We start from the raw sequence: 24,609 nt of genomic DNA, 5'->3' as shown, positions 1-24,609 counted from the left end.
ATTATCCAGAAGTCTAGCGAAGATGAAGTTACAGAAAGATAGATTGAAGGTGAGTAGGACTTTACCTCCCATTCTGCCCATAACTGTATCCATTTCCAGCCAAGAGTCTAGTTGATGCAGTGCTAAATAGTTTTGGAAATCCTCATAGGAACGGCCTTTTTTAGCTTCTTTAGGGATGGAAGGTAGCTTACTTTTCCGTCTCTCTTTAAATTTAACGGCTCTGGCAAGATCAATCGGAGCGATAGACAGGTAACCTTTTCGGATGTATCGATAGAGAGTTGAGGAGCTGGCATCAAGGTTATGAGTTTTGAGGATATGATAGATGTGTTGCCCCTTTTTAATCCCATCAGAAATAATTTTATCCATGTCCCAGAAAGTCTGAGAGTTGAGAGGAGTACCTTCACGAGCTTCGACAAGAGTTTGTTCGTACTGTTTTTGAGCTTGTTTAGCGAGGTAGAAGATTTTCTGATAGCCACGATTTTGTCTTCTTTTAGGGCATCCATTACAGACAAAGGTAGCCTTATTGAGTAGAGGACAAGGAAGGTTATTAGAGGTAGAGTCTCTAATTTGTTTGTTTCGTTTGACTTCTTTGGAGACAGTGGTCGGGTCTTTTAGAATAAGTTGCCCAATAGCTTTAAATGTTTCCCCGCGTTCTAAGCCTAATTGGATATCATTACGGTCTGAAAGGGTAAGGTGTTTGTGTTTTGTCATAGTAGACCTCATTTCTAACTCAAACGTCTCACACTTAATTCCACCATAAAAATCCGTTTTAGACTAATTTCCACTTTGGCTAGCCAAGTGGAAGTTACTTTGAGAAGTTACCTCTTTTTCCATGAAAAGGGGAGTAGAGCAAAAGATGGAAAGAAATGATAGATTATGGTATAATAAAACGATATAACTCGTTATTGAACAGAAGAGGAGAGACATGACTGATTTAAAAGCTATTCAGGCTCGAAGTCTGGAGATGGCTGAATATTTTGTGGCCTTTTGTAAAGAACATGATTTGCTCTGTTATCTCTGTGGTGGAGGCGCTATTGGTGCCCTTCGAAACAAGGGCTTTATTCCTTGGGACGACGACCTAGACTTTTTTATGCCTCGTAAGGATTATGAGAAATTAGCAGAATTATGGCCTCGTTATGCAGATGAGCGTTATTTCTTGTCAAAGAGTAACAAGGATTTTGTCGACCGCAATCTTTTTATTACCATTCGTGACAAGGAAACCACCTGTATCAAACCTTACCAGCAGGATTTGAATTTACCACATGGTCTGGCCTTGGATGTGTTGCCTTTGGATTATTATCCTAAAAATCCAGCTGAGAGAAAGAAACAGGTTCGCTGGGCCTTGATTTATTCACTCTTTTGTGCCCAAACTGTCCCAGAAAAGCATGGTGCACTTATGAAGTGGGGAAGCCGCATTTTACTGGGCGTGACGCCAAAATCTCTACGTTATCGCATTTGGAAAAAGGCTGAGAAAGAAATGACCAAATATAGTCTGGCTGAGAGCGATGGAATCACGGAATTATGCTCGGGTCCTGGCTACATGAGAAACAAGTACCTAATCGAATCTTTTGAGGATAATCTTTTCTTGCCATTTGAAGAGACAGAGATGCCCATTCCAGTCGGCTATGATGCTTATCTCAGCACTGCTTTTGGAGACTACATGACACCTCCACCAGCAGATAAGCAGCTACCACATCATGATGCGATTATAGCAGACATGGATAAGAGTTATAGAGAGTACAAGGGAGAATACGGAGCATGATGGGAGAAAAAATGAGCGTTATCGTTCCAGTCTACAATGTAGAAAACTATCTGGAACGATGTGTGGAGTCAATTCTTCATCAGACTTATACCAATTTTGAACTAATCCTAATAAATGATGGGTCTATTGATTCTAGTGGACAAATCTGTGATCATTTAGCAAATCAGTATGAAAATATCAAGGTTTACCATATCGAAAATGCTGGTGTTTCTAATGCCAGAAATGTTGGAATTCAGCTAGCGACAGGTGCTTGGATAACTTTTATTGATAGCGATGATTTCGTCACCAATGATTATCTAGCTACTTTAGCTAGTGCAGTTGAGGGAGAACATGTAGGTTTTGTGATTGCTCCTCTACACCATATCAAAAATGGAATAGTGACAGACTTGCCCTTGTATTCTGGTAGAAAAGAACTTTGGTCAACAGAGGAAACCATGAAAGAATTACTGATGACTACCAGAACGTCATTCTTTCCAGTCGCAAAACTATTTAAGAGAGACCTGCTGACAGATGAAAAATTTAATACAGACTACCATCTAGCTGAAGATGCCTTATTTTTAACGGAATTGTTACTAAAGACAAGATGTAGTAGTGTATTCATTGATAAACCAATTTATTATTATGATCATCGTGAGGGAAGTGCGACAACATCTGTTAATCGGCATGTATTTGACACTATAAAAGTTTATACGAGAATTATTGCTCAAGTATCACAAGTCTTTCCTAATTTAAAATACGAATTAAAAAATAGAGAATGCTGGTCGTACATCACAGTTTACGATAAAATTATCTTTACTTCATCTGAACAGTATCAAAAGGAGAAAGTAGAACTAAGGGCTTGGATTGTTCAGCATCGGCGCGAAATATGGAAGGATGCTTATTTCACTACTTTTCGCAAGATAGCAATCTTTTCACTTGTCATTTCTCCATGGCTATATAAGAAAATTGTTGGATTAAAAAACTAATATCATGAGAAGGAGTTGAAAATGAATTTTTCAAAATTGGATGAATACTTTGAAAAATCAAAACTATGGATTGCGTATCTATTTGTTTTTATTTCGATTTTAAGTATGAGTTCACTGGTTTATAAGATAGCAAATCCCCTCTACAAGGGATTATCAGCGATTGTAGTGTTTTATATTTGCTATACCTTATTGTTTAAGTGGAAAGAAATTACAGTAGATCGCAAATTTCTATCCTTATTTGGACTCTTAGCTGGAAGTCATCTGCTATCAGCTATTTTCAATCGCTCTGGACATCTGATTGGAAATGTGATTGAAATCCTCTTCATGGTAACCTATGTTTTATTATTTACCATGTTACAATCAGGGCAACTTAAAAAATTATTTGACTGGATTGCCTATACGGTTCAAATTGTATCTTTTTCTTCAGCAATTTTTGCGTTTGGTTTATTGGTAAGTAGAGTCCTTATCCTATTTAAGATTGGCGAACAATCTTATTACTATGGTGTTATGAATGGACGTCTGTGGGGGATTGTTAATCCAAATGCTAGTGCTATTTTTTCTTATATTAGTATTGTTTTTGCTTTGTATCTCATCAACAAAGGAAGTAGGTACTCGATTTATCTGAAGATAAATAATGTAATTCAATTTCTAAATTTTGCGGCTATGCAAAGTAGAGGGGCGCTCCTATCGGTCATATTGATGCTTGGGGTATATTGTCTATTCGTTACTAGAGGTAATCTTGTCAAAAAGATTGTTACATTTGCAGTTGCTGCTACCTTGGTTACCAGTGCTGATATTGGTCTAAGTTACTTGAACTCTATTTATATTTCATCTGGAAGAACTGCTATCATTGATTTAAATAAGGGTGAATCCTATTCTGAAATAGGCTCGGATATAGAAAAGAAAAATACTGAACTTCATTTGATTGAAACAACTCCTAGTGGTCGTACGTATATTTGGAAAAATGCAATTAAAATGGGAATTGAGAAACCAGTATTTGGTTATGGTGTTCGAAATGTCTCAGATTATTATACCCAATATTTTAGTAAATATGAAATTCAAAATTCACTCATTGGTGGTAATTTCCATAATATATTTATTACAATTTTTGTAAGTTCTGGATTCTTAGGACTCATTTCTTTTATACTCATAATCGCTTATGTAAGTTTACGTTTTATAATCTATTTAATTGTGACTAAGAAAAATGATGAAAAATTAATTATAATTTTATTTTTTGGGATTTTATTTGGCCAATTATTTGAAAGTCAAATCATCTACTCCACAAATTTTATCAACATAATTTTCTGGTTAGTAATTGGTTATGGTTTAACGATTTTTTTGAAAGAAAAAAAAATCCGTTATGAGGAAGTAACAGATATTTCTGAAATTCAACAAATGGAATTAGGGATTATGGAGTACATTCATGAAGTTTGTCAGAAAATTGGTGCCAAATATTTCTTATCGTATGGTAGTTTAATTGGTGCAGTTCGTCATAAAGGTTTTATTCCATGGGACGATGATATGGATATTTGTATGCTTCGTGATGATTATGAAAAACTGCAAGATTATATGCTTGCACATCCAGATGAACGATATGAACTTATGTCTTATAAAAATAATATCAAATATGTCTATCCTTTTATGAAGATCAAAGATAATCAGACCTATCTAGTGGAGGAGGATGTGCGAATTGATTCAAATATGGGAATCTATATAGATATTTTTCCTGTAGATGGTTATGAAGATGATCAGTCTTTTAAAGACAAGATGACCAAGATTATTAAAAAGCGTCAATTAAGTTGTTACACATTCAAAGGAATTACGAATACTAAAAGTGTAGTAAATTCAATTATCCGCTATATTTCTGTTATTATCTTTTATTTCACTAATACAAATAAGTATGTTTCTCAAATTGATGAATTGGCTAAATCAAGAAAAGTAGAAGATTATGAACAAGCAGATTACCTTATTTATAAAGATATGAACAAACCTGTTTGGAAACGCGAATGGATAGAAGATGTTGAAACTGGCAATTTTGAAGGCAAGGAATTTATGATACCAAAACACTACCATGAAATTCTCACTTCAGATTATGGAGACTACATGCAGTTGCCACCAGTAGCTCAACAAGTTTCTCATCATGATTTCAAACTATGGAAAATTGTGGATAATGGATAATATTTCTTTGTTAAAGGAAAGAGAAAAAATTAGGAGTTACAAAAATGTCTGAGAGAATCTTAAGTCTAGAAGAGATTAAGCAAGTGGAACTTGATATTCTAGAGTATTTACATGAAATCTGTGAAAAACATGATATTAAGTATTTCATCGATTTTGGAACCTTACTAGGAGCTGTACGCCATAAAGGATTTATCCCTTGGGATGATGATACAGATATTTCCTTGGCACGGGATGAATTTGAAAAACTTTATAAGATTTTAAAAAATGAAAATCATCCATACTATAAATTGATTTCCTTTAGAGAAACAAAGGGATATCCATACAGTTATATGAGAGTCTATGATATAAGAACACGTAGAGATGCCAATCTTAGAGATTCTAAGGTTGTATTGGGAACCTGTGTTGATATATTTCCGTATGATGGTGTCGCAACGGAGAAAAGTGACCGTAAAAAAATGAAACTCTACCAATATCTTATTCGCCTCTCTTCTTTAAATTTTAAGGGTATCAAATCTGAGATGGGGGGACTTAAAAATCTACCTCGCTACATTGGGTCAGCTATTTTTCAACTAAGTTCTCCACAAATTTGGAATCAAAAATTAGAGAATCTTGCTTTGAAATATAGTTTAGACCAAGCTGAGTATCTTGCTTGTACGATATTTGATCCTAGCTTTTCAGAGGGAATCAAAAAAGAATGGCTCTATGATTTGATTGATGTACCGTATGAAAATATTGTAGTGAAGGCTCCAAGAAAATACCATGAATTACTTGTCTACGAATTTGGAGAAAACTATATGAGTCCGCCACCCATTGAGCAACAAGTGCCAGGAGGAGATAAAAATTATTGGATTGATTAGTATAAGTTTCTTATCTTTTAAAATAAAGGGGTTTTCAAGATGAAAAATAAACAGTTAATAAAATTAGTTGGGTATAGTTTTCTTGTATTCTTTCTAGCGCTGATTCAGTTATCGCAAGGAGTAGATGCAAATACTATCTCTGCAGGTTCGGGCAATCGTATCCATTTCATAAATACTAAAGCAAAATCTGGGAGTGACGCCATCCTTCTGGAAAGCAATGGTCACTATGCTTTGATTGATATGGGAGAAGACTATGATTTTCCTGATGGGAGTGACCCACGCTATCCAAGTCGTTGGGGAATTTCTATGAGAAATTATCAAGTATTAGAGGATAGATTGATTCGCCACCTAGATGAAATAGGTGTTAAAAAATTAGATTTTATCATAGGAACTCATGTTCATAGTGATCATATTGGTGGAGCAGACGAAATACTCAATCGTTATCAGGTTGGTAAGTTTTATTTGAAAAAATATTCAGATGATCGAATCACAGCAAAGTGGGGGCTATGGGATAATCTTTTCAATTATGATAATGCTTTGAGAGCAGCTCAAAAACGAGGAGTTACTCTTATTCAGAATATTTCAGATGAGGATAGTCATCTAAAATTAGGTGATATGGATATCCAGCTCTACAACTATAAGAATGAATATGATGCTGACGGGAATCTGAAAAAAGTTCGAGATGATAACTCCAACTCCATTGTTTCAGTAGTGACTGTGGCAGGAAAGAGAATCTATCTTGGTGGAGATTTGGATAATGCCGAAGGAGCAGAAGATAAGTTAGGTCCAGTTATCGGCAAGGTTGATATGATGAAATGGAACCACCATTATGATGCGACAATTTCAAATACAATTAATTTCCTTGAAAACTTATCACCAAAAATGATTATTCAGACAACTGGTGGAGATATTAATGTTGCTTCAACCAGAGAATACCTTCAGAAGAAAAATATTCAGGTTCTTCATGCTGCTAGCCAAACTCAAGACGCTACTGTTTTTGATATTAGCGATAAAGGATTTGCTAATGTTTCAAATACCTTCCCTGATATCCCAGTAGTTGACGAAAAATGGTATCAAGAAGATGGCTATTGGAAATATCGTTTGTCTGACGGGGAAATGGCTATCGGCTGGAAAGAGATTGGCGGAGCCACTTACTTCTTTAATGGAAAAGGACAAATGCAAGCAGGCCGCTGGCTTCACCTTAATGACGACTGGGGAGAAAATGCCAAGGGGAATGATTACTATCTGAACCAAAATGGTAAAATGCAAACTGGTGGATGGTTCAAGCTAGATAACTCTTGGTATTATATCCAATCGAATGGTGCTAGACGATTTAGCGAGCTCTCTGAAATTGGAGGGAAAAAATATCTTTTTGCGGCAGATGGAAAGATGCTAACAGGACATCAAGTCTATAATGGCAAGAAGATGTTCTTTACCGAAAGTGGTGCACTCCAAACAGCAGGTAAGCCTTCAACTTGGCAAAAGCTTGATTCAGATTGGTATTTCTATGATGAGGATGGGCTAGAGACTGTCGGTAAAAAGAATATCAATGGAAGCACGTACTACTTTAATCAAGAAGGTGTCATGCAAACTGGCTGGGTCTTTGTTGATGGTCACTGGAACTATTTTGCAAGTTCTGGAGCTATGAAAACCGGCTGGGTCAAGGATCAGGAAACATGGTATTATCTGGATAAAGATGGCATCATGTTAACTGGCAGACAAGATATAAATGGTGTTCGTTACTATTTGAATGCTAGTGGTGCCATGCAGACTGGCTGGAAGTGGCAAGACAATAGCTGGTACTACTATACGAACTCAGGTGCTATGAAAACTGGTTGGTTGAAAGATAAAGAAACATGGTATTACTTGGATCCAGAAACAGGTATCATGGCAGTCAGCTCTAAAGAAATTGACGGTAAGAACTATTTCTTCAGCTCAGCAGGTACTATGCAAGTTGGATGGCAGTGGTCAAATGATTCTTGGCATTATTACGATACGTCTGGCGCACTCCAAACTGGTTGGTTGAAAGATGGTGATACCTGGTATTATCTTGAAGGTAAAGAAGGAATTATGTTAATCGGCCTCCATCAAGTAGATGGTAAGCAATATTACTTTAGCAAATCTGGTGCCATGCAAACTGGCTGGAAATGGTTTGATAATCATTACCGTTACTTTGAATCAAATGGAGCCATGAAAACTGGTTGGATAAAAGACAAAGGCGTCTGGTATTATCTAGATCCTGAAGATGGCATCATGTTGGTTGGCCTTCATAAAGTAAATGGTGATCATTATTACTTTGATGAATCAGGAGCTATGCAAACTGGTTGGAAATGGCTTGATGGTAATTGGTACTATTTCCAAGCTGATGGTTCTTTGTTGAAGAACGCAACAACACCTGATGGTTACAAAGTAAACGGAGAAGGTATCTGGAAACAGGCTGTTGCTGCTATAAATAGCGAGGTAGTCAAGCCAGAATAGAAACAAGAAGCTAATTCCTCTATTGTTGAACAACCTAAACAAGATTCAAACCTATAAGCCAACGCTTCTGAAAAGAGAGAAAAAGAATAAAGAAGAAATCCCCTACTGGTAACTAATTTATCAGTAGGGGATTTTTTAATTTTGTTTTAATTTAGCAAGTACAAGGTTCAGTGCATAGTGGAGTGTTTTATCCTTGGCGATAAAAAGTGTCAAGAGATAGTAGATACCACAAGTTGCTACGGTAGAAAGAACCATGAGAATCATATTGAAGTTTACTGTGTAGGAATTGATTTGGAAAATCATCTTGAAAATATAGAAGATTGGTATAAAACCAAGGGATATGAGGCTATAACGTGCTAAGGTTATAAAAATTTCTTTTAAACTAATCAGTTGGTATTTCTTGATAAAATGAATTTCAAGTAAAACAACGATAGCTTCTGCGATAATGGTCGTGGCGATGTAATACTCAGGTGCAAAAATATTATTGAAATACAAGATGCTATTTAATAGTATATTGGCGCCACCACCGAGGAAGTAGAAGGCAGTTAAGCGATTTTCATGGTCGTTGATAAAGATAATCTGTTTACCAAGAATCAATTCAATAGCCCATATAATGGTACGAAAAGCGAAGACGCTAGTTACGATACCCGCTTCAAGATATTTTTCAGAAGAATAAATAACAGTTGCGTACCGCCCCAATATCATAATCCCGATACTAGTTGGAACCATAAGGAAATAGAATAAGGATGCCGCTTGATTCACGAGATAATTATAGGACTTGTAATCCTTTTTACCAAGATAGTAGCCAAGACGCGGAATACTGACGTTGATAGCTCCACTCAAGACACTGGCAATCAGCATGACGATACTATAGGCAATTGTATAATAAGAAATATAGTTCTCATCCGGTCCCTTGGTGATAAACATTCTATCAAGCAAGGTATAGAGCATGTTGGCGTTCGCTAAGAGTAGCATGGTCAAGAGCGGTTTAGATGCTTTGACTAATTCGACGAATCCAATCTTAACAAAAGAAACTTCTCTCTTAATCCAAAGAAAACTGAGCAGGTAGTTGAGGATAGTGGTCGCTGTCATAACGATAGCATAAGGAACGATATCATCTGCCGTTTTAACAAAGGCGAAGATAGCGACCAGCATGGTAATTCGAATAATTAATGTTTTGTAGAGGATGAAGGCATAGTTTTCATAAGCCTCGTTCATCCATTCGATATTGAGAAATTGGAAGAGTGCTTGGGCCCCTAGGATGTAGTAGAGGACTTTCAGATTCTCAATGCTAGTGTCAAAGAAGATAATGAGGAAGTAGATACCTGTCGTCAGGAGAGAGGTGAAAACCGAGATATAAAACAATTTAGAAAAGACGTAGTTGATTTTATTCTTGTCATCCTTGACCTTACTGATAGCTCGAATCCCGTAGTTGTATATCCCAAAGGCTGCAAGTGGAATAACGAAACTTGCCCAAGTATTGGCCGTATTGAAATAACCGTAATTGGATTTGCTGAGAATCCGCGTCAGATAAGGATTGGTTATCAGTGGAAAAACGATATTGAGAATATTGACCAGCAAGCTGGCCAAGGCATTTACTTTTATATTTTTCATTGAACTTTCTTTCTTAAATCTAAAATCATATCTAGTATTATATCACATTCTCGCTTCATTCTTTTGATAAAATCGTAAAAATCTAGTATAATAGATAGAACTGAAAGTATGAGGTTACTAGCAATGAAAATGAAACAAATCAGTGATACAACTTTAAAAATCACGATGTCTTTAGAAGATTTGATGGATCGAGGAATGGAGATTGCTGACTTTCTCGTTCCTCAAGAAAAAACAGAAGAGTTTTTTTATGCCATCTTGGATGAGTTAGAGATGCCTGAGAGCTTTTTGGATACAGGCATGTTGAGCTTCCGTGTGACTCCAAAACCTGATAAGGTAGATGTCTTTGTAACCAAATCAAAGATTGACCAAAATCTAGATTTTGAAGACTTATCGGATTTACCAGATATGGAAGAATTAGCCCAAATGTCGCCAGATGAATTTATCAAAACCTTGGAAAAAAGCATCGCAGACAAAACCAAGGATGACATCGAAGCGATTCAATCTCTAGAGCAAGTCGAAGCTAAGGAAGAAGAGCAAGAGCATGCTGAACAAGAAGCTGATAGCAAGAAAGAGCCTTACATCTATTACATCCTTTCTTTTGCTAAGTTGGCTGACTTGGTTACTTTTGCCAAGACAGTGACTTTTGAGATGGAAACTTCTGAACTCTACAAGATGAATGAGCGCTATTATTTGACCATTTTAGTGGATATTGAAAATCATCCAAGTCCATATCCAGCTTGGCTGTTGGCTCGTATGCGTGAGTTTGCGGACGATAGTGATATCAGTCGTTCAGTCTTGCAGGAGTATGGTCAAGTCTTGATGAATCATGATGCAGTGCTCAATCTACAAAAGATTGGATAATCATTTCTGGAAAGCTATTTCTAGATTTTAAGAAGAGCGAATCATCAGATTCGTTTTTTCTTTTCTAGACTGAAATAGTGATTTACTATAATAGGAATTTTCACAAAATTCTGTTATAATGGCTATATTAGAAAATTTCGAGGAGACAAACATGACAGTTAAAATTGCTTTACTAGGATTTGGTACCGTTGCAAGTGGTGTGCCTTTCCTCCTAAAGGAAAATGGAAAAAAAATCAATCAATCGGCACATTCAGAGATTGAAGTTGCTAAGGTGTTGGTCAAGGATGAAGATGAAAAGAATCGCTTGCTTGCAGCAGGGAATGACTTTAACTTTGTAACCAATGTGGATGACATTTTGTCAGATCAAGACATTACGATCGTAGTGGAATTGATGGGGCGTATCGAACCTGCTAAAACCTTTATCACTCGTGCCTTCGAAGCTGGAAAACACGTTGTTACTGCTAACAAGGACCTTTTGGCTGTCCATGGTGCAGAATTGTTAGAAATCGCTAAAGCTAACAAGGTAGCACTTTACTATGAAGCAGCAGTAGCTGGTGGGATTCCAATTCTTCGTACTTTAGCAAATTCCTTGGCTTCTGATAAAATCACGCGCGTGCTTGGCGTGGTCAACGGAACTTCCAACTTCATGATGACCAAGATGGTGGAAGAAGGCTGGTCTTACGATGATGCTCTTGCGGAAGCGCAACGTCTAGGATTTGCAGAAAGTGACCCGACAAATGACGTGGATGGGATTGATGCAGCCTACAAGATGGTTATTTTGAGCCAATTTGCTTTTGGTATGAAGGTTGCCTTTGATGACGTAGCCCACAAGGGAATTCGTAACATCACACCTGAAGATGTAGCTGTAGCCCAAGACCTTGGTTATGTAGTGAAATTGGTTGGTTCTATCGAGGAAACTCCTTCAGGAATTGCTGCAGAAGTGACTCCAACCTTCCTTCCTAAAGCGCATCCACTTGCCAGTGTGAATGGCGTAATGAACGCTGTCTTTATAGAATCTATTGGTATTGGTGAGTCTATGTACTACGGACCAGGTGCGGGTCAAAAACCAACTGCAACAAGTGTTGTAGCAGATATTGTCCGTATCGTTCGTCGCTTGAATGACGGTACCATCGGTAAAGACTTCAACGAATACAGTCGTGACTTGGTCTTGGCTAATCCAGAAGATGTCAAAGCAAACTACTACTTCTCAATCTTGGCTCCAGACTCAAAAGGTCAGGTCTTGAAGTTGGCTGAAATCTTTAATGCCCAAGATATTTCCTTCAAGCAAATCCTTCAAGATGGAAAAGAAGGTGACAAGGCGCGTGTCGTGATCATCACACACAAGATTAATAAAGCCCAGTTTGAAAATGTCTCAGCTGAATTGAAGAAGGTTTCAGAATTCGACCTCTTGAATACCTTCAAGGTGCTAGGAGAATAAGATGAAGATTATTGTACCTGCAACCAGTGCCAATATCGGGCCAGGATTTGACTCGGTCGGTGTAGCTGTAACCAAGTATCTTCAAATTGAGGTATGTGAAGAACGAGATGAGTGGCTGATTGAACACCAGATTGGCAAATGGATTCCACATGACGATCGTAATCTCTTGCTCAAAATTGCTTTGCAAATTGTACCAGACTTGCAACCAAGACGTTTAAAAATGACTAGTGATGTTCCCTTGGCACGTGGTTTGGGTTCTTCCAGTTCTGTTATTGTTGCTGGGATTGAACTAGCCAACCAACTGGGCCAGCTCAACTTGTCAGACCATGAAAAATTGCAGTTAGCGACCAAGATTGAAGGGCATCCTGACAATGTGGCTCCAGCCATTTATGGTAATCTCGTTATTGCAAGCTCTGTTGATGGACAAGTTTCTGCTATCGTAGCAGACTTCCCAGAGTGTGATTTCCTAGCCTACATTCCAAACTATGAATTGCGTACTCGAGACAGTCGTGGTGTCTTGCCTAAGAAATTGTCCTATAAGGAAGCTGTTGCAGCTAGTTCTATCGCCAATGTGGCGGTTGCGGCCTTGTTGGCAGGAGACATGGCGACTGCTGGGCAAGCAATCGAGGGAGACCTCTTCCACGAGCGCTATCGTCAGGACTTGGTGAGAGAATTTGCGACGATTAAGCAAGTAGCCAAAGAAAATGGTGCCTATGCAACCTACCTCTCTGGTGCTGGGCCGACAGTTATGGTCTTGGCTTCTCATGACAAGATGCCAACGATTAAGGCAGAATTGGAAAAGCAACCCTTCAAAGGAAAGCTTCATGACTTGAAGGTTGATACCCAAGGTGTCCGTGTCGAAGCAAAATAAAGAATAGAAGATAGGATGGGGAAACTCTCGACCAGAGGGCTTCCTATCCTTTTTTTGAAAAGAATTCGAGTTAAAAACTTGATAAAGGAGAAATAAAGATGGCAGAAATTTATCTAGCAGCTGGTTGTTTTTGGGGTCTAGAGGAATATTTTTCACGCATTTCTGGAGTGCTAGCAACCAGTGTCGGCTATGCTAATGGACAAGTCGAAACGACCAATTATCAGCTGCTCAAGGAAACAGACCATGCAGAAACGGTTCAGGTAATTTATGATGAGAAGGCAGTGTCACTCAGAGAGATTTTACTTTATTATTTCCGTGTCATCGATCCCTTATCCATCAATCAACAAGGGAATGACCGTGGTCGCCAATATCGAACTGGGATTTATTACCAAGATGAAACAGACTTGCCAGCTATCTACACAGTGGTGCAGGAGCAGGAACGTATGCTGGGTCGAAAGATTGCAGTAGAAGTGGAGAAACTATGCCACTATATTTTAGCTGAAGATTACCACCAAGACTATCTTAAGAAAAATCCTTCTGGTTATTGTCATATCGATGTGACCGATGCTGAGAAGCCATTGATTGATGCAGCAAACTATGAAAAGCCTAGTCAAGAAGTGTTGAAGGAAAGTTTAACTGAAGAGTCCTATCGTGTTACCCAAGAAACTGCTACAGAGGCTCCATTTACCAATGCCTATGACCAAACCTTTGAAGAAGGGATTTATGTAGACATCACGACTGGTGAGCCACTCTTTTTCGCCAAGGATAAGTTTGCCTCAGGATGTGGTTGGCCAAGTTTTAGCCGTCCGATTTCCAAGGAATTGATTCATTATTACAAGGACTTGAGCCATGGAATGGAACGTATCGAGGTTCGTTCTCGGTCAGGTAATGCTCACTTGGGGCATGTTTTCACAGATGGCCCTCGGGAGTTAGGTGGTCTCCGTTACTGTATCAACTCTGCCTCTCTGCGCTTTGTGGCCAAGGATGAGATGGAAGAGGCAGGATATGGCTATTTATTGCCTTACTTAAACAAATAAAACGGAGATGGTGGGCGCTTCCCACTTTCTTCATTTCTAGAATACTAATAGAAGGGATTTATGAAACACCTATTATCTTACTTCAAACCCTACATCAAGGAATCAATTTTAGCCCCCTTGTTCAAGCTGTTAGAAGCTGTTTTTGAGCTTTTGGTTCCCATGGTGATTGCTGGGATTGTTGACCAGTCCTTGCCTCAGAGAAATCAAGGACATCTCTGGATGCAGATTGGTCTGCTCCTTATCTTTGCAGTGATTGGCGTTGTGGTGGCCTTGGTAGCTCAGTTTTACTCAGCCAAGGCAGCGGTAGGATTTGCCAAAGAATTGACAAACGATCTTTATCGTCATATTCTTTCATTGCCCAAGGACAATAGAGACCGTCTGACCACTTCTAGCTTGGTGACTCGTTTGACTTCGGATACCTACCAGATTCAGACTGGTATCAATCAATTCCTGCGTCTCTTTTTGAGAGCGCCTATTATCGTTTTTGGGGCTATCTTTATGGCCTATCGAATCTCAGCTGAGTTGACTTTCTGGTTTTTAGTTATGGTTGTCATTTTGACCATTGTCATCGTAGGGCTCTCTAGACTGGTCAATCCTCTCTACAGTGTTCTCAGAAAGAAAACGGACCAACTGGTTCAGGAAACGCGCCAGCAATTACAAGGGATGCGAGTTATTCGTGCTTTTGGGCAAGAAAAACGAGAGTTACAGATTTTTCAAACCCTTAACCAAGTCTATGCTAGATTACAAGAGAAAACTGGTTTCTGGTCTAGTTTATTAACACCTTTGACCTATCTGATTGTCAATGGAACTCTTCTCGTTATCATCTGGCAGGGCTATATTTCTATACAAGGAGGCTTACTCAGTCAAGGTGCTCTTATTGCCCTCATCAACTATCTCCTACAGATTTTGGTGGAATTGGTCAAGCTAGCCATGCTGATAAATTCTCTCAACCAGTCCTATATCTCTGCCAAGCGAATCGAGGAAGTTTTTGCTGAGGCTCCAGAAGATATTCATTCAAAATTAGAACAAAAGCAAGCTATCAGTAATCAGGTTTTACAAGTTCAAGAACTGACCTTTACCTATCCTGATGCGGCTCAGCCTTCTCTGAGAGATATTTCCTTTGATATGACTCAAGGGCAAATCCTTGGTATTATTGGGGGAACAGGTTCCGGTAAATCAAGTTTGGTGCAACTCATCCTTGGACTTTATCCAGCAGACAAGGGGAGCATTTACCCTTATCGAGATGGACGTAGTCCTCGTAATTTAGAGCAGTGGCGGTCTTGGATTGCCTATGTGCCTCAAAAAGTCGAGCTCTTTAAAGGAACCATTCGTTCCAACCTGACTCTAGGTTTCAATCAAGAAGTAACGGACCAAGAACTTTGGCAGGCCTTGGAAATTGCGCAAGCTAAGGATTTTGTTAGTGAAAAGGAAGGACTCTTGGATGCCCTAGTTGAGGCAGGAGGTCGAAATTTCTCAGGTGGACAAAAACAAAGGCTGTCTATCGCACGTGCAGTCTTGCGCCAAGCTCCGTTCCTTATCCTAGATGATGCTACCTCCGCGTTGGATACCATTACGGAGTCCAAGCTCTTGAAAGCTATCCGAGAAAATTTGCCAAACACGAGCTTAATCTTGATTTCTCAACGAACCTCGACTTTGCAGATGGCTGACCAGATTCTTCTCTTGGAAAAAGGTGAGCTCTTAGCTATCGGCAAGCACGAGGACTTGATGAAATCGAGTCAAGTCTATCGCGAAATCAATGCATCCCAACATGGAAAGGAGGACTAGCATGAGACGACAAACTGCAAATCAGACGCTCAAACGTTTGGCCAAAGATTTAGCAAGTCATCCCTTCCTCCTTTTTCTAGCCTTTCTAGGAACGATTGCCCAAGTTAGTTTATCGATTTACCTACCTATCTTGATTGGGCAGGTTATTGACCAAGTCCTAGTGACTGGCTCTTCACCAGTTTTTTGGCAAATTTTCATTCAGATGATTTTGGTGGTCATAGGAAATACTCTTGTGCAGTGGGTCAATCCTCTCTTTTATAATCGTCTAATCTTCTCTTATACTAGGGACTTGCGAGAGCGAATAATTCATAAATTCCATCGTTTACCGATTGCCTTTGTGGATCGACAAGGAAGTGGAGAAATGGTCAGTCGGGTGACCACGGACATAGAACAGTTGGCAGCTGGTTTGACCATGATTTTTAACCAATTTTTTATTGGCGTCTTAATGATATTGGTTAGTATTCTAGCCATGCTTCAAATTCATCTCCTCATGACTCTTTTGGTCTTGTTGTTAACGCCACTGTCTATGGTGATTTCACGCTTTATTGCCAAACGCTCTTACCATCTCTTTCAGAAGCAAACAGAGACGAGGGGGATTCAGACTCAGTTGATTGAAGAATCGTTGAGCCAACAGACTATTATTCAATCTTTCAATGCTCAGGAAGAGTTTATCCAAAGGCTGCGTGAGGCTAATGACAACTACGCAAGCTATTCTCAATCAGCCATCTTTTATTCTTCAACGGTCAATCCTTCGACTCGCTTTGTTAATGCGCTCATTTATGCTCTTCTAGCTGGGGTAGGAGCTTATCGCATTATGATGGGATCCACCTTGACCATTGGTCGTTTGGTGACTTTTTTGAACTATGTTCAGCAGTATACCAAGCCCTTTAACGATATTTCCTCAGTTCTAGCCGAATTGCAAAGTGCCTTGGCTTGTGCAGAACGTGTCTATGTTGTCTTAGAAAGTCCTGAGGTGGCTAAAAGTGGTAAGGAAGTCTTGACCAGTGACCAAGTTAAGGGAGCAATTTCCTTTAAACATGTTTCTTTTGGCTACAATCCTGAAAAAATTTTGATAAATGATTTATCAATTAATATTCCAGCTGGTAGCAAGGTGGCTATTGTTGGTCCGACTGGTGCTGGAAAATCAACTCTTATCAATCTTCTTATGCGTTTTTATCCCATTAACTCAGGAGATATCTTGCTGGATGGGAAATCCATTTATGACTATAGTCGTTCCTCTTTACGCCAGCAGTTTGGCATGGTGCTCCAAGAAACCTGGCTCAAGCAAGGAACCATTCATGACAATATTGCCTTTGGAAATCCTGAAGCCAGTCGGGAGCAGGTGATTGCTGCGGCAAAAGCAGCCAATGCCGACTTTTTCATTCAACAGTTGCCCCAGGGTTACGATACCAAGTTGGAAAATGCTGGAGAATCTCTCTCTGTCGGTCAGGCTCAGCTCTTGACCATCGCGCGAGTCTTTCTGGCTATTCCAAAGATTCTCATCTTAGACGAGGCGACTTCTTCCATCGATACACGGACAGAAGTTCTAGTACAGGATGCCTTTGCCAAACTCATGAAGGGGCGCACAAGCTTTATCATCGCCCACCGCTTGTCAACCATTCAGGATGCGGATTTGATTCTAGTCTTGGTGGATGGAGATATTGTTGAGTATGGCAATCATCAAGAACTCATGGCTCGAAAGGGCAAGTATTATCAAATGCAGCAAGCTGCAGCTTTCAGCTCTGAATAATCCTTTCTATTTTGAAATCTTATGGACAAAAAAAGTTGCCTTCGGGTGACTTTTTTGTTACAATAGCTAGAAAAATTATCCATTGTAATATTCAATGAAAATCAAAGAGCAAACTAGGAAGCTAGCCACAGGTTGTTCAAAGCACTGCTTTGAGATTGTAGATAAGACTGACGAAGTCAGCTCAAAACACTGTTTTGAGGTTGTAGATAAGACTGACGAAGTCAGCTCAAAACACTGTTTTGAGGTTGTAGATAAGACTGACGAAGTCAGTAACCATATATCTACGGCAAGGTGAAGCTGACGTGGTTTGAAGAGAAGTATAAATTATCTTTTAGAAAAGGAGCCTAGTATGAAAGTCTTTCAGCATGTAAATATCGTGACTTGTGACCAAGATTTCCATGTCTATCTAGATGGAATCTTAGCTGTTAAGGGTTCTCAAATCGTCTATGTCGGTCAAGATAAGTCAGAGATTTTAGAGCAAGCTGAGCAGATTATAGACTATCAGGGAGCCTGGATCATGCCTGGTTTGGTCAATTGCCACACCCATTCTGCTATGACAGGTTTGAGAGGGATTCGAGATGATAGCAATCTTCATGAATGGCTCAATGACTATATCTGGCCAGCAGAAGCTGAGTTTACTCCCGACATGACGACCAAGGCGGTCAAAGAAGCTCTGACAGAGATGCTCCAGTCAGGAACAACAACCTTTAATGATATGTATAATCCCAATGGTGTGGATATTGAACGGATTTATCAGGCAGTGAAAACTTCCAAAATGCGTTGTTATTTCTCACCTACCCTCTTTTCTTCAGAGGCAGAGACAACTGCTGAAACTATAAGCAGAACACGAGCTATTATCGAGATAATCATAGGATATGAAAATCCAAATTTCAAGGTTATGGTAGCCCCACATTCTCCATACAGCTGTAGTAGAGACTTACTGGCAGAAAGTTTAGATATGGCAAAAGAGCTGAATATTCCTGTTCATATTCATGTAGCGGAGACCAAGGAGGAGTCAGGAATTATCCTGAAACGGTACGGTAAACGTCCTCTTGCTTTTCTAGAAGAACTGGGTTACTTAGAACATCCCTCTGTCTTTGCTCACGGGGTCGAATTAAACGAGCGAGAAATTGAACGTTTGGCAACCTCTCAAGTGGCTATTGCCCACAATCCTATCAGTAACCTCAAACTGGCCTCAGGAATTGCTCCAATCATCCAACTCCAAAAAGCAGGAGTAGCGGTTGGTATTGCGACTGACTCAGTTGCTTCCAATAACAATCTAGATATGTTTGAGGAAGGACGGACTGCAGCCCTTCTTCAGAAGATGAAAAGTGGAGATGCCAGCCAATTTCCTATCGAAACAGCTCTCAAGGCTCTGACAATCGAAGGAGCTAAGGTTCTTAGAATGGAAGAACAGATTGGGAGTCTTGAAGTTGGCAAGCAAGCAGATTTTCTGGTCATTCAACCACAAGGGAAAATCCATCTCCAACCCCAAGAAAATATGCTTTCTCACCTGGTTTATGCAGTTAAATCCAGTGATGTAGATGATGTTTATATCGCTGGAGAACAGGTTGTTAAGCAAGGCCAAGTCCTGACAGTAGAACTTTAAAAGAAAAATCACGAAAAATTTTAAAAAAAGTTTGCAAAAATCTTGCATTCTTTTTTTGACTATGCTATACTTATATACGGTTTGAAAAAACTGCCTAAGACAGTAGGGGAGCTCGACTCATAAGTATCCTACCGAGGACAAAACGTATCATGTAAAAAGAAGCGTATTGTACTTTCGTGTCTAGGTTTGGGCGCGTTTTTCTTTTGGAAAAATTCCCCAAGCAAAATAATTACGGAGGTGAACACACTAATGAGTGAAGCAATTATTGCTAAAAAAGCGGAACTAGTTGACGTAGTAGCTGAAAAAATGAAAGTTGCTGCATCTATCGTCGTTGTTGACGCTCGTGGTTTGACAGTTGAGCAAGATACAGTTCTTCGTCGTGAGCTTCGTGGAAACGAAGTTGAGTATAAAGTCATTAAAAACTCAATCTTACGTCGTGCAGCTGAAAAAGCTGGTCTTGAAGAACTTGCATCAGTATTTGTTGGACCATCTGCAGTAGCATTTTCTAACGAAGATGTTATCGCACCAGCGAAAATCTTGAACGACTTTTCTAAAAACGCTGAAGCACTTGAAATCAAAGGTGGTGCAATCGAAGGCGCTGTCGCATCTAAAGAAGAGATTCTTGCACTTGCAACTCTTCCAAACCGCGAAGGACTTCTTTCTATGCTCCTTTCTGTACTTCAAGCGCCAGTGCGCAACGTTGCTCTTGCAGTCAAAGCGGTTGCAGACAACAAAGAAGACGCAGCTTAATCTTAAGCTACGCAGCGTAGCATAGCTACGAAAAAACTATTATAAATAAAAAACATATTTGGAGGAAATAACAATGGCATTGAACATTGAAAACATTATTGCTGAAATTAAAGAAGCTTCAATCCTTGAATTGAACGACCTTGTAAAAGCTATCGAAGAAGAATTTGGTGTAACTGCAGCTGCTCCTGTAGCTGTTGCTGCAGCTGGTGCTGCTGATGCTGGTGCTGCTAAAGATTCATTCGACGTTGAATTGACATCTGCAGGCGACAAAAAAGTTGGCGTTATCAAAGTTGTACGTGAAATCACAGGTCTTGGTCTTAAAGAAGCTAAAGAACTTGTTGACGGTGCACCAGCACTTGTTAAAGAAGGCGTTGCAACTGCAGAAGCTGAAGAAATCAAAGCTAAATTGGAAGAAGCTGGAGCTTCAGTTACTCTTAAATAAGAGGCATATACCAATTAGAAATCGGAATACTATAGTATCAGCCTTTTAGAATCGTGAACACATTTTAGAAACTGATAAATTAATTTAGTTTCCTACCAAAAACCCTACCAAAAATTAATTTGGCAGGGTTTTTCTTTTTAACAAATTTATCGTGGAGAACAATTGAATATTGTTCTCCTTTTTTTATTTTCAGGAGGGAAAATGACAAAAGAATTACAATCATCACGCTATATTGTCATTTCATTTTTAGTACGTGAAATGGGAATTGATATTGTTGAAGCCATCTCTCTTATGGCTGAATTGGAAAAAAGTGGCTTGGTTCGATTGGAATCAAGTGGAGATTTAATACTCAAAGAACTTGGAGGAGCGCTATGAAACGAATTACCGCAAATCAATACCAAACTTCAGAACGGTATTATAAATTACCTAAAATTCTTTTTGAGGATGAGAAATATATGGATATGAAACTAGAAGTAAAGGTAGCTTATTCTATTTTAAAAGATCGTTTAGAATTATCTCTCAGTCGTGGTTGGATAGACGAAGAAGGAGCGGTCTATTTAGTATTTTCTAATTCTAAACTGATGAGGCTGTTAGGTTGTTCGAAGTCAAAACTACTATCAATCAAAAAAGTTCTTAAAGAATATGACTTAATTGATGAAGTCCAACAGTCTTCAAGTGAGAAAGGGAGACTCGCTAATAAGATTTATTTAGGGGAGTTGTCTTCTACCCCAGTAGCTAGTTCGAACAGGCCTAGTGTTAAAAAAAGACTAGGGCAGGATGAAAATGAAACGGCCCCCGTATCTTATTCGGCCCCTAGTGAGACTGAAGTTAGTGAGACTAAATATAGTGAGACTGATTCTTTATTTATTGAGGATGAGGAAGAAAGGAATTCTCAACCTATTTTGAGAAGAAAAGTAGAAAAGGTCACAAAATATGATCGAGATTATATTTGGGGATTGGTGCAAGATCAATTTAGACGAGAGGGTTTTTCTGAAACAGCCAGTGAAATTGCTATGACTGACTTTGAAAGAATCTATCAGTATGCTCTTGACAATGTTCGCTTTGTTAGACTTGCGGAAGTACTTGCTGAATTTGTGTTTAACGGCTTGTATTCTGTTTGGAATAACCGTGTTAGAAAAGGAGGTGGTTAAAATGTCGCCAATCGAGTGGATATTAGTTATGCTCATTTTAATTTCAAGTGGAGTGACAGTTCTGACAATGATAGTCGATAAGAAAGGGGTGATCAAGAAGTGAGATTTATTGATTTATTTTCAGGTATCGGTGGCTTTCGACTTGGAATGGAAAGTGTCGGACACGAGTGTATTGGATTTTGTGAGATTGATAAATTTGCTAGAGAATCTTATAAGTCCATTTTTCAAACGGAAGGAGAAATAGAATTTCATGACATACGAGATGTTTCAGATGACGAATTTAAAAAACTTAGAGGGAAAGTCGATATCATCTGTGGGGGATTCCCTTGTCAAGCATTTTCAATCGCAGGAAGACGATTGGGATTTGAAGATACTAGAGGCACTTTGTTCTTTGAAATTGCTCGGGCGGCCAAACAAATCCAACCACGTTTTCTTTTTCTTTAAAATGTTAAAGGCCTACTCAATCACGATAAGGGACGGACGTTCACCACAATCCTTACCTCACTTGATGAGTTGGGGTTTGATGTTGAGTGGCAGGTGCTTAACAGTAAGGATTTTGGCGTTCCCCAAAACAGAGAGAGGGTGTTTATTATCGGACATTCTAGAAAGAAAGGTACCAGACTCCTATTTCCTTTCAGACGAGAAGGTCAAGCAACTAACTCTGAGACTTTGAAAGTACTAGGAAATTTGAATCCATCGAAAAGTGGAATGAGTGGTAAAGTCTATTATTCAGAAGGTCTTGCGCCAACCTTAGTTCGTGGAAAAGGAGAAGGATTTAAGGAAAACCAAGAGCCGATGTTTACTTTAAATACTCAGGATCGCCATGGTATTGTCGTTGTTGGAGATTTACCAACTAGCTTTAAGGAAACTGGTCGAGTCTATGGAAGTGAGGGCTTATCTCCAACATTGACTACGATGCAAGGAGGAGATAAAATCCCCAAAATACTAATTCCAGAACCAATACAATTTCTAAAAGTACGGGAAGCAACGAAAAAAGGATATGCTCAATACGACGAATCACTCCTAAAGAGTGTTTTAGACTGCAGGGCTTTCCTGATTGGGCTTTTGAAGCTGCTAGAAAAGTCTCTAGTAATAGTCAGCTCTATAAACAAGCTGGTAATAGTGTAACCGTTCCTGTGATTGCCGCAATCGCAAAGAAATTAAAAGAAATCGAGGAAAAAGATGAAAGCTTTAAATAAAGAGTCAATACTAGATTGTGATGAATTAGAAACAGAATTACATGATGCAGAAATCAGACAGCTGGATGAACAAATATTTTTGATGCCCAATTATCCATGTGAGTTTGAGGTGACATTTTTAGATGATTACCATAAAAAACACAACTACCCCCTATTTTACGAATCCTATCTTCAAAACATTATGGAATTCCTTGAAAGTCAGGATATAAAGAACGGAGCTGATGCCTTTGTAGATGATAATCATAATCTTGTTTTTGTTTTATATGGGCAAGGCTATCGAGCCGAGGGAAAAGAGGGAATACTTACAACCCAAGTAACTGTAAAAGCTTATGATGAAGACAAGCAACCGATTAACTTCGCAAATTTATTGGATTCCTTAATCGTATCAGAATATCAAATGGAACCGAATCTTTGGGAGGTTTCCCATGATTGATCTCTATCTAAGTAAAAATAACCATAGAAATCAACTTCTTATGGATTTCTTTCAAAACTACGGAATAGAGGTATCTTGTCATTCGATTTCTGAAATGACAAAGGACAAATTAATTGAGATGATGAGCTATTCTTCAGATTGTTTTGAGTTTTTATCTCCTAATTTATTACGATTTAAGAACCGTGACAATTTAAGATTATCGGATTTCATTGAAATGATATTAAAAAATCCTGAACTAACTATTAGACTTCCTCTTGCGGTTTCAAATAAGAGAGTTTATCCAAATCTGAATTTGGAAGAGGCTAGAGCTTTATTGCCAAGAGATACGAAACAATTGATTTACATGGCACAAACACATTATTTATCAAGTTAAAGGAGAAGCAATATGGCTGAACGATTTTGGGAGAACCTGTCCATTATTTTGGCTGAAAGAAATATCAGCTGGATTGAGTTAACCAGAAAAATGTTTGCGGGAGAGTTTCACTATCCAAGTGAATTGAATCGTTTGTATCAAAAGATTCGCCACTATAAGATGGAACAACGAATGCCTCAAAGTCCATGGGTAGAAAGGATTGTGCAGGTATTAGATTTAGATTATGAAGATTTATTTCGGAGGTAACTATGAAAAGAATCATTCCAGTTTATATATTCCAACAAGTAAATGTCCTATTGGTTTCCTTATACTTACTGAAATTTCTTTGTATCGGTGAGTTAACTATACTACAGATTCTCTATGGTGCGTCACTCATTTCTTTTTTATGGATGTATGGTCAACGAAAACAAGTGGTCAAGGTCAATATGAAAACTAGGATGAAATGGCTTGGAATTGGATTCGTTAGCCTACTGATTATAAGTCTATGTTTTAGCTTAATCCATGCTCAAGGAAGCACGAATCAAGCAAACTTAATTGGCCTACAACATCAGGTTCATTGGTTTTCATTTTTATTGTTTTTAATCAATGCGAGTATGGTTGAGGAATTTCTGTATAGAGAAATTTTATGGAACTTGGTTAGAAAATTAGATATTCGAGTTGCTTTGACAAGTGTTTTGTTCGCCTTAGCTCATCATCCAGGAACCATTCTAGCTTGGTGTTTATATGTTTCATTGGGAATGTTTTTAGGGATGGTACGCTATAAATCGGACTTATGGGGTAGTATGGGGCTACATTTGGTTTGGAACCTACTGGTGTATAGTTTGCTGCTTTTTTAGACCAAATTAGCTTGTTTTAGGGAAATGAAATGCTAACGTTATGTAACAATGTTAGTCTTTTATTTCAAAACCTTTGTTTAGTATGAATTTAGCTCTACAGAAAAATAAAAAATGTGATAAAAATTTCAACTACTCTTATCTATAATAAAGCTACCTGTTCTTTGAAAATTGAATCCACTCCGTCTTGATTAGCGTGCCTGTGTAAGTAGGGACTGAGAGT

21 protein-coding genes, 2 pseudogenes and 1 other annotated feature are annotated in these 24,609 nt (G+C 38.7%); of the genes and pseudogenes, 21 read left to right on the top strand and 2 right to left on the bottom strand.

Annotated elements, in window-relative coordinates; all coding sequences use genetic code 11:
* Positions 1-711, bottom strand: a 711-nt coding sequence (locus tag B7692_RS02600) for a helix-turn-helix domain-containing protein (RefSeq protein WP_142360015.1), incomplete at its 3' end; no start/stop codon positions are given.
* 214 nt (positions 712-925) lie between these two features.
* Here B7692_RS02600 and B7692_RS02595 point away from each other — a divergent pair.
* From B7692_RS02595 to B7692_RS02575, 5 genes and pseudogenes are all read left to right on the top strand, one after another.
* Complete coding sequence (locus B7692_RS02595; protein ID WP_084929819.1) at positions 926-1,762, top strand: LicD family protein; 837 nt, start codon at positions 926-928, stop codon at positions 1,760-1,762.
* On the top strand, positions 1,759-2,727 hold the full coding sequence (locus tag B7692_RS02590; RefSeq protein ID WP_084929818.1) for a glycosyltransferase family 2 protein: 969 nt from the start codon (positions 1,759-1,761) through the stop codon (positions 2,725-2,727). Before B7692_RS02595 ends, B7692_RS02590 begins: the two co-directional genes overlap by 4 nt.
* A 21-nt stretch (positions 2,728-2,748) precedes the next feature.
* Positions 2,749-4,905 carry a LicD family protein gene (locus B7692_RS02585; protein ID WP_084929817.1) on the top strand — a complete coding sequence of 719 codons (2,157 nt, stop codon included), beginning with the start codon at positions 2,749-2,751 and terminating at the stop codon, positions 4,903-4,905.
* Positions 4,906-4,949: 44 nt separating this feature from the next.
* Entirely contained in the window at positions 4,950-5,762 is an 813-nt protein-coding gene (locus B7692_RS02580) for a LicD family protein (protein WP_084929816.1), read from the top strand.
* Positions 5,763-5,801: 39 nt separating this feature from the next.
* Positions 5,802-8,297, top strand: a pseudogene (locus B7692_RS02575) (MBL fold metallo-hydrolase).
* 78 nt (positions 8,298-8,375) lie between these two features.
* On the opposite strand, the gene B7692_RS02570 reads toward B7692_RS02575, so the two are convergent.
* Entirely contained in the window at positions 8,376-9,854 is a 1,479-nt protein-coding gene (locus B7692_RS02570; protein ID WP_084929815.1) for an oligosaccharide flippase family protein, read from the bottom strand.
* A 123-nt stretch (positions 9,855-9,977) separates the two neighbouring features.
* Here B7692_RS02570 and mecA point away from each other — a divergent pair, with 123 nt between their 5' ends.
* The 16 genes and pseudogenes from mecA to B7692_RS02480 all read left to right on the top strand — a co-directional run bounded on the left by mecA (position 9,978) and on the right by B7692_RS02480 (position 24,389).
* The gene (gene mecA, locus B7692_RS02565; protein ID WP_084923947.1) at positions 9,978-10,715 is read left to right on the top strand and encodes an adaptor protein MecA; all 738 of its coding nucleotides are present in this window, start codon (positions 9,978-9,980) and stop codon (positions 10,713-10,715) included.
* Positions 10,716-10,866: 151 nt separating this feature from the next.
* On the top strand, positions 10,867-12,153 hold the full coding sequence (locus B7692_RS02560; protein WP_084923946.1) for a homoserine dehydrogenase: 1,287 nt from the start codon (positions 10,867-10,869) through the stop codon (positions 12,151-12,153).
* 1 nt (position 12,154) lies between these two features.
* On the top strand, positions 12,155-13,024 hold the full coding sequence (gene thrB, locus B7692_RS02555) for a homoserine kinase (RefSeq protein ID WP_084923944.1): 870 nt from the start codon (positions 12,155-12,157) through the stop codon (positions 13,022-13,024).
* A gap of 98 nt (positions 13,025-13,122) precedes the next feature.
* Complete coding sequence (gene msrB, locus B7692_RS02550) at positions 13,123-14,061, top strand: peptide-methionine (R)-S-oxide reductase MsrB (protein ID WP_084929814.1); 939 nt, start codon at positions 13,123-13,125, stop codon at positions 14,059-14,061.
* Between the two features lie 60 nt (positions 14,062-14,121).
* Positions 14,122-15,846 (top strand): ABC transporter ATP-binding protein, encoded by a 1,725-nt coding sequence (locus B7692_RS02545; RefSeq protein ID WP_084929813.1) that lies wholly within the window; start codon positions 14,122-14,124, stop codon positions 15,844-15,846.
* 1 nt (position 15,847) lies between these two features.
* Positions 15,848-17,596, top strand: coding sequence for an ABC transporter ATP-binding protein (locus tag B7692_RS02540; RefSeq protein WP_084929812.1), 1,749 nt, complete (start codon positions 15,848-15,850; stop codon positions 17,594-17,596).
* Between the two features lie 349 nt (positions 17,597-17,945).
* The gene (locus B7692_RS02530; protein ID WP_084929810.1) at positions 17,946-19,205 is read left to right on the top strand and encodes a TRZ/ATZ family protein; all 1,260 of its coding nucleotides are present in this window, start codon (positions 17,946-17,948) and stop codon (positions 19,203-19,205) included.
* Positions 19,206-19,280: 75 nt separating this feature from the next.
* Positions 19,281-19,416: a sequence feature (ribosomal protein L10 leader region), on the top strand.
* A gap of 38 nt (positions 19,417-19,454) precedes the next feature.
* Positions 19,455-19,955, top strand: a complete 501-nt coding sequence (rplJ, locus tag B7692_RS02520) for a 50S ribosomal protein L10 (RefSeq protein WP_084929809.1) — start codon at positions 19,455-19,457, stop codon at positions 19,953-19,955.
* A 73-nt stretch (positions 19,956-20,028) separates the two neighbouring features.
* Entirely contained in the window at positions 20,029-20,397 is a 369-nt protein-coding gene (gene rplL, locus B7692_RS02515) for a 50S ribosomal protein L7/L12 (RefSeq protein WP_001196965.1), read from the top strand.
* A 201-nt stretch (positions 20,398-20,598) separates the two neighbouring features.
* A complete protein-coding gene (locus B7692_RS02510; RefSeq protein WP_000159607.1) occupies positions 20,599-20,772 on the top strand; it encodes a hypothetical protein in 174 nt (57 codons plus the stop codon).
* A complete protein-coding gene (locus B7692_RS02505; RefSeq protein WP_084929808.1) occupies positions 20,769-21,548 on the top strand; it encodes a replication initiator protein A in 780 nt (259 codons plus the stop codon). The genes B7692_RS02510 and B7692_RS02505 overlap by 4 nt, the downstream gene beginning before the upstream one ends.
* Before the next feature lie 99 nt (positions 21,549-21,647).
* A pseudogene (dcm, locus tag B7692_RS02500) lies at positions 21,648-22,747 on the top strand (DNA (cytosine-5-)-methyltransferase).
* Positions 22,731-23,180, top strand: coding sequence for a hypothetical protein (locus B7692_RS02495; protein WP_084929807.1), 450 nt, complete (start codon positions 22,731-22,733; stop codon positions 23,178-23,180). The pseudogene dcm and the gene B7692_RS02495 overlap by 17 nt, the downstream one beginning before the upstream one ends.
* Positions 23,173-23,553 carry a thioredoxin domain-containing protein gene (locus B7692_RS02490; RefSeq protein WP_084929806.1) on the top strand — a complete coding sequence of 127 codons (381 nt, stop codon included), beginning with the start codon at positions 23,173-23,175 and terminating at the stop codon, positions 23,551-23,553. The genes B7692_RS02495 and B7692_RS02490 overlap by 8 nt, the downstream gene beginning before the upstream one ends.
* A gap of 12 nt (positions 23,554-23,565) precedes the next feature.
* The gene (locus B7692_RS02485) at positions 23,566-23,799 is read left to right on the top strand and encodes a hypothetical protein (RefSeq protein ID WP_000840776.1); all 234 of its coding nucleotides are present in this window, start codon (positions 23,566-23,568) and stop codon (positions 23,797-23,799) included.
* A gap of 2 nt (positions 23,800-23,801) precedes the next feature.
* Positions 23,802-24,389, top strand: a complete 588-nt coding sequence (locus B7692_RS02480; RefSeq protein WP_084929805.1) for a CPBP family intramembrane glutamic endopeptidase — start codon at positions 23,802-23,804, stop codon at positions 24,387-24,389.
* Positions 24,390-24,609 lie beyond the last annotated feature (220 nt).

Origin of the sequence: Streptococcus mitis (assembly GCF_002096925.1) — a bacterium.
Classification (GTDB): domain Bacteria; phylum Bacillota; class Bacilli; order Lactobacillales; family Streptococcaceae; genus Streptococcus; species Streptococcus mitis_AF.
This window is presented reverse-complemented; position numbering and strand designations above follow the sequence as displayed.

Coding starts and splice junctions, on each gene's coding strand:
- B7692_RS02595 (WP_084929819.1), top strand. CDS start 926: ATGACTGATTTAAAAGCTATTCAGGCTCGAAGTCTGGAGATGGCTGAA.
- B7692_RS02590 (WP_084929818.1), top strand. CDS start 1,759: ATGATGGGAGAAAAAATGAGCGTTATCGTTCCAGTCTACAATGTAGAA.
- B7692_RS02585 (WP_084929817.1), top strand. CDS start 2,749: ATGAATTTTTCAAAATTGGATGAATACTTTGAAAAATCAAAACTATGG.
- B7692_RS02580 (WP_084929816.1), top strand. CDS start 4,950: ATGTCTGAGAGAATCTTAAGTCTAGAAGAGATTAAGCAAGTGGAACTT.
- B7692_RS02570 (WP_084929815.1), bottom strand. CDS start 9,854: ATGAAAAATATAAAAGTAAATGCCTTGGCCAGCTTGCTGGTCAATATT.
- mecA (WP_084923947.1), top strand. CDS start 9,978: ATGAAAATGAAACAAATCAGTGATACAACTTTAAAAATCACGATGTCT.
- B7692_RS02560 (WP_084923946.1), top strand. CDS start 10,867: ATGACAGTTAAAATTGCTTTACTAGGATTTGGTACCGTTGCAAGTGGT.
- thrB (WP_084923944.1), top strand. CDS start 12,155: ATGAAGATTATTGTACCTGCAACCAGTGCCAATATCGGGCCAGGATTT.
- msrB (WP_084929814.1), top strand. CDS start 13,123: ATGGCAGAAATTTATCTAGCAGCTGGTTGTTTTTGGGGTCTAGAGGAA.
- B7692_RS02545 (WP_084929813.1), top strand. CDS start 14,122: ATGAAACACCTATTATCTTACTTCAAACCCTACATCAAGGAATCAATT.
- B7692_RS02540 (WP_084929812.1), top strand. CDS start 15,848: ATGAGACGACAAACTGCAAATCAGACGCTCAAACGTTTGGCCAAAGAT.
- B7692_RS02530 (WP_084929810.1), top strand. CDS start 17,946: ATGAAAGTCTTTCAGCATGTAAATATCGTGACTTGTGACCAAGATTTC.
- rplJ (WP_084929809.1), top strand. CDS start 19,455: ATGAGTGAAGCAATTATTGCTAAAAAAGCGGAACTAGTTGACGTAGTA.
- rplL (WP_001196965.1), top strand. CDS start 20,029: ATGGCATTGAACATTGAAAACATTATTGCTGAAATTAAAGAAGCTTCA.
- B7692_RS02510 (WP_000159607.1), top strand. CDS start 20,599: ATGACAAAAGAATTACAATCATCACGCTATATTGTCATTTCATTTTTA.
- B7692_RS02505 (WP_084929808.1), top strand. CDS start 20,769: ATGAAACGAATTACCGCAAATCAATACCAAACTTCAGAACGGTATTAT.
- B7692_RS02495 (WP_084929807.1), top strand. CDS start 22,731: ATGAAAGCTTTAAATAAAGAGTCAATACTAGATTGTGATGAATTAGAA.
- B7692_RS02490 (WP_084929806.1), top strand. CDS start 23,173: ATGATTGATCTCTATCTAAGTAAAAATAACCATAGAAATCAACTTCTT.
- B7692_RS02485 (WP_000840776.1), top strand. CDS start 23,566: ATGGCTGAACGATTTTGGGAGAACCTGTCCATTATTTTGGCTGAAAGA.
- B7692_RS02480 (WP_084929805.1), top strand. CDS start 23,802: ATGAAAAGAATCATTCCAGTTTATATATTCCAACAAGTAAATGTCCTA.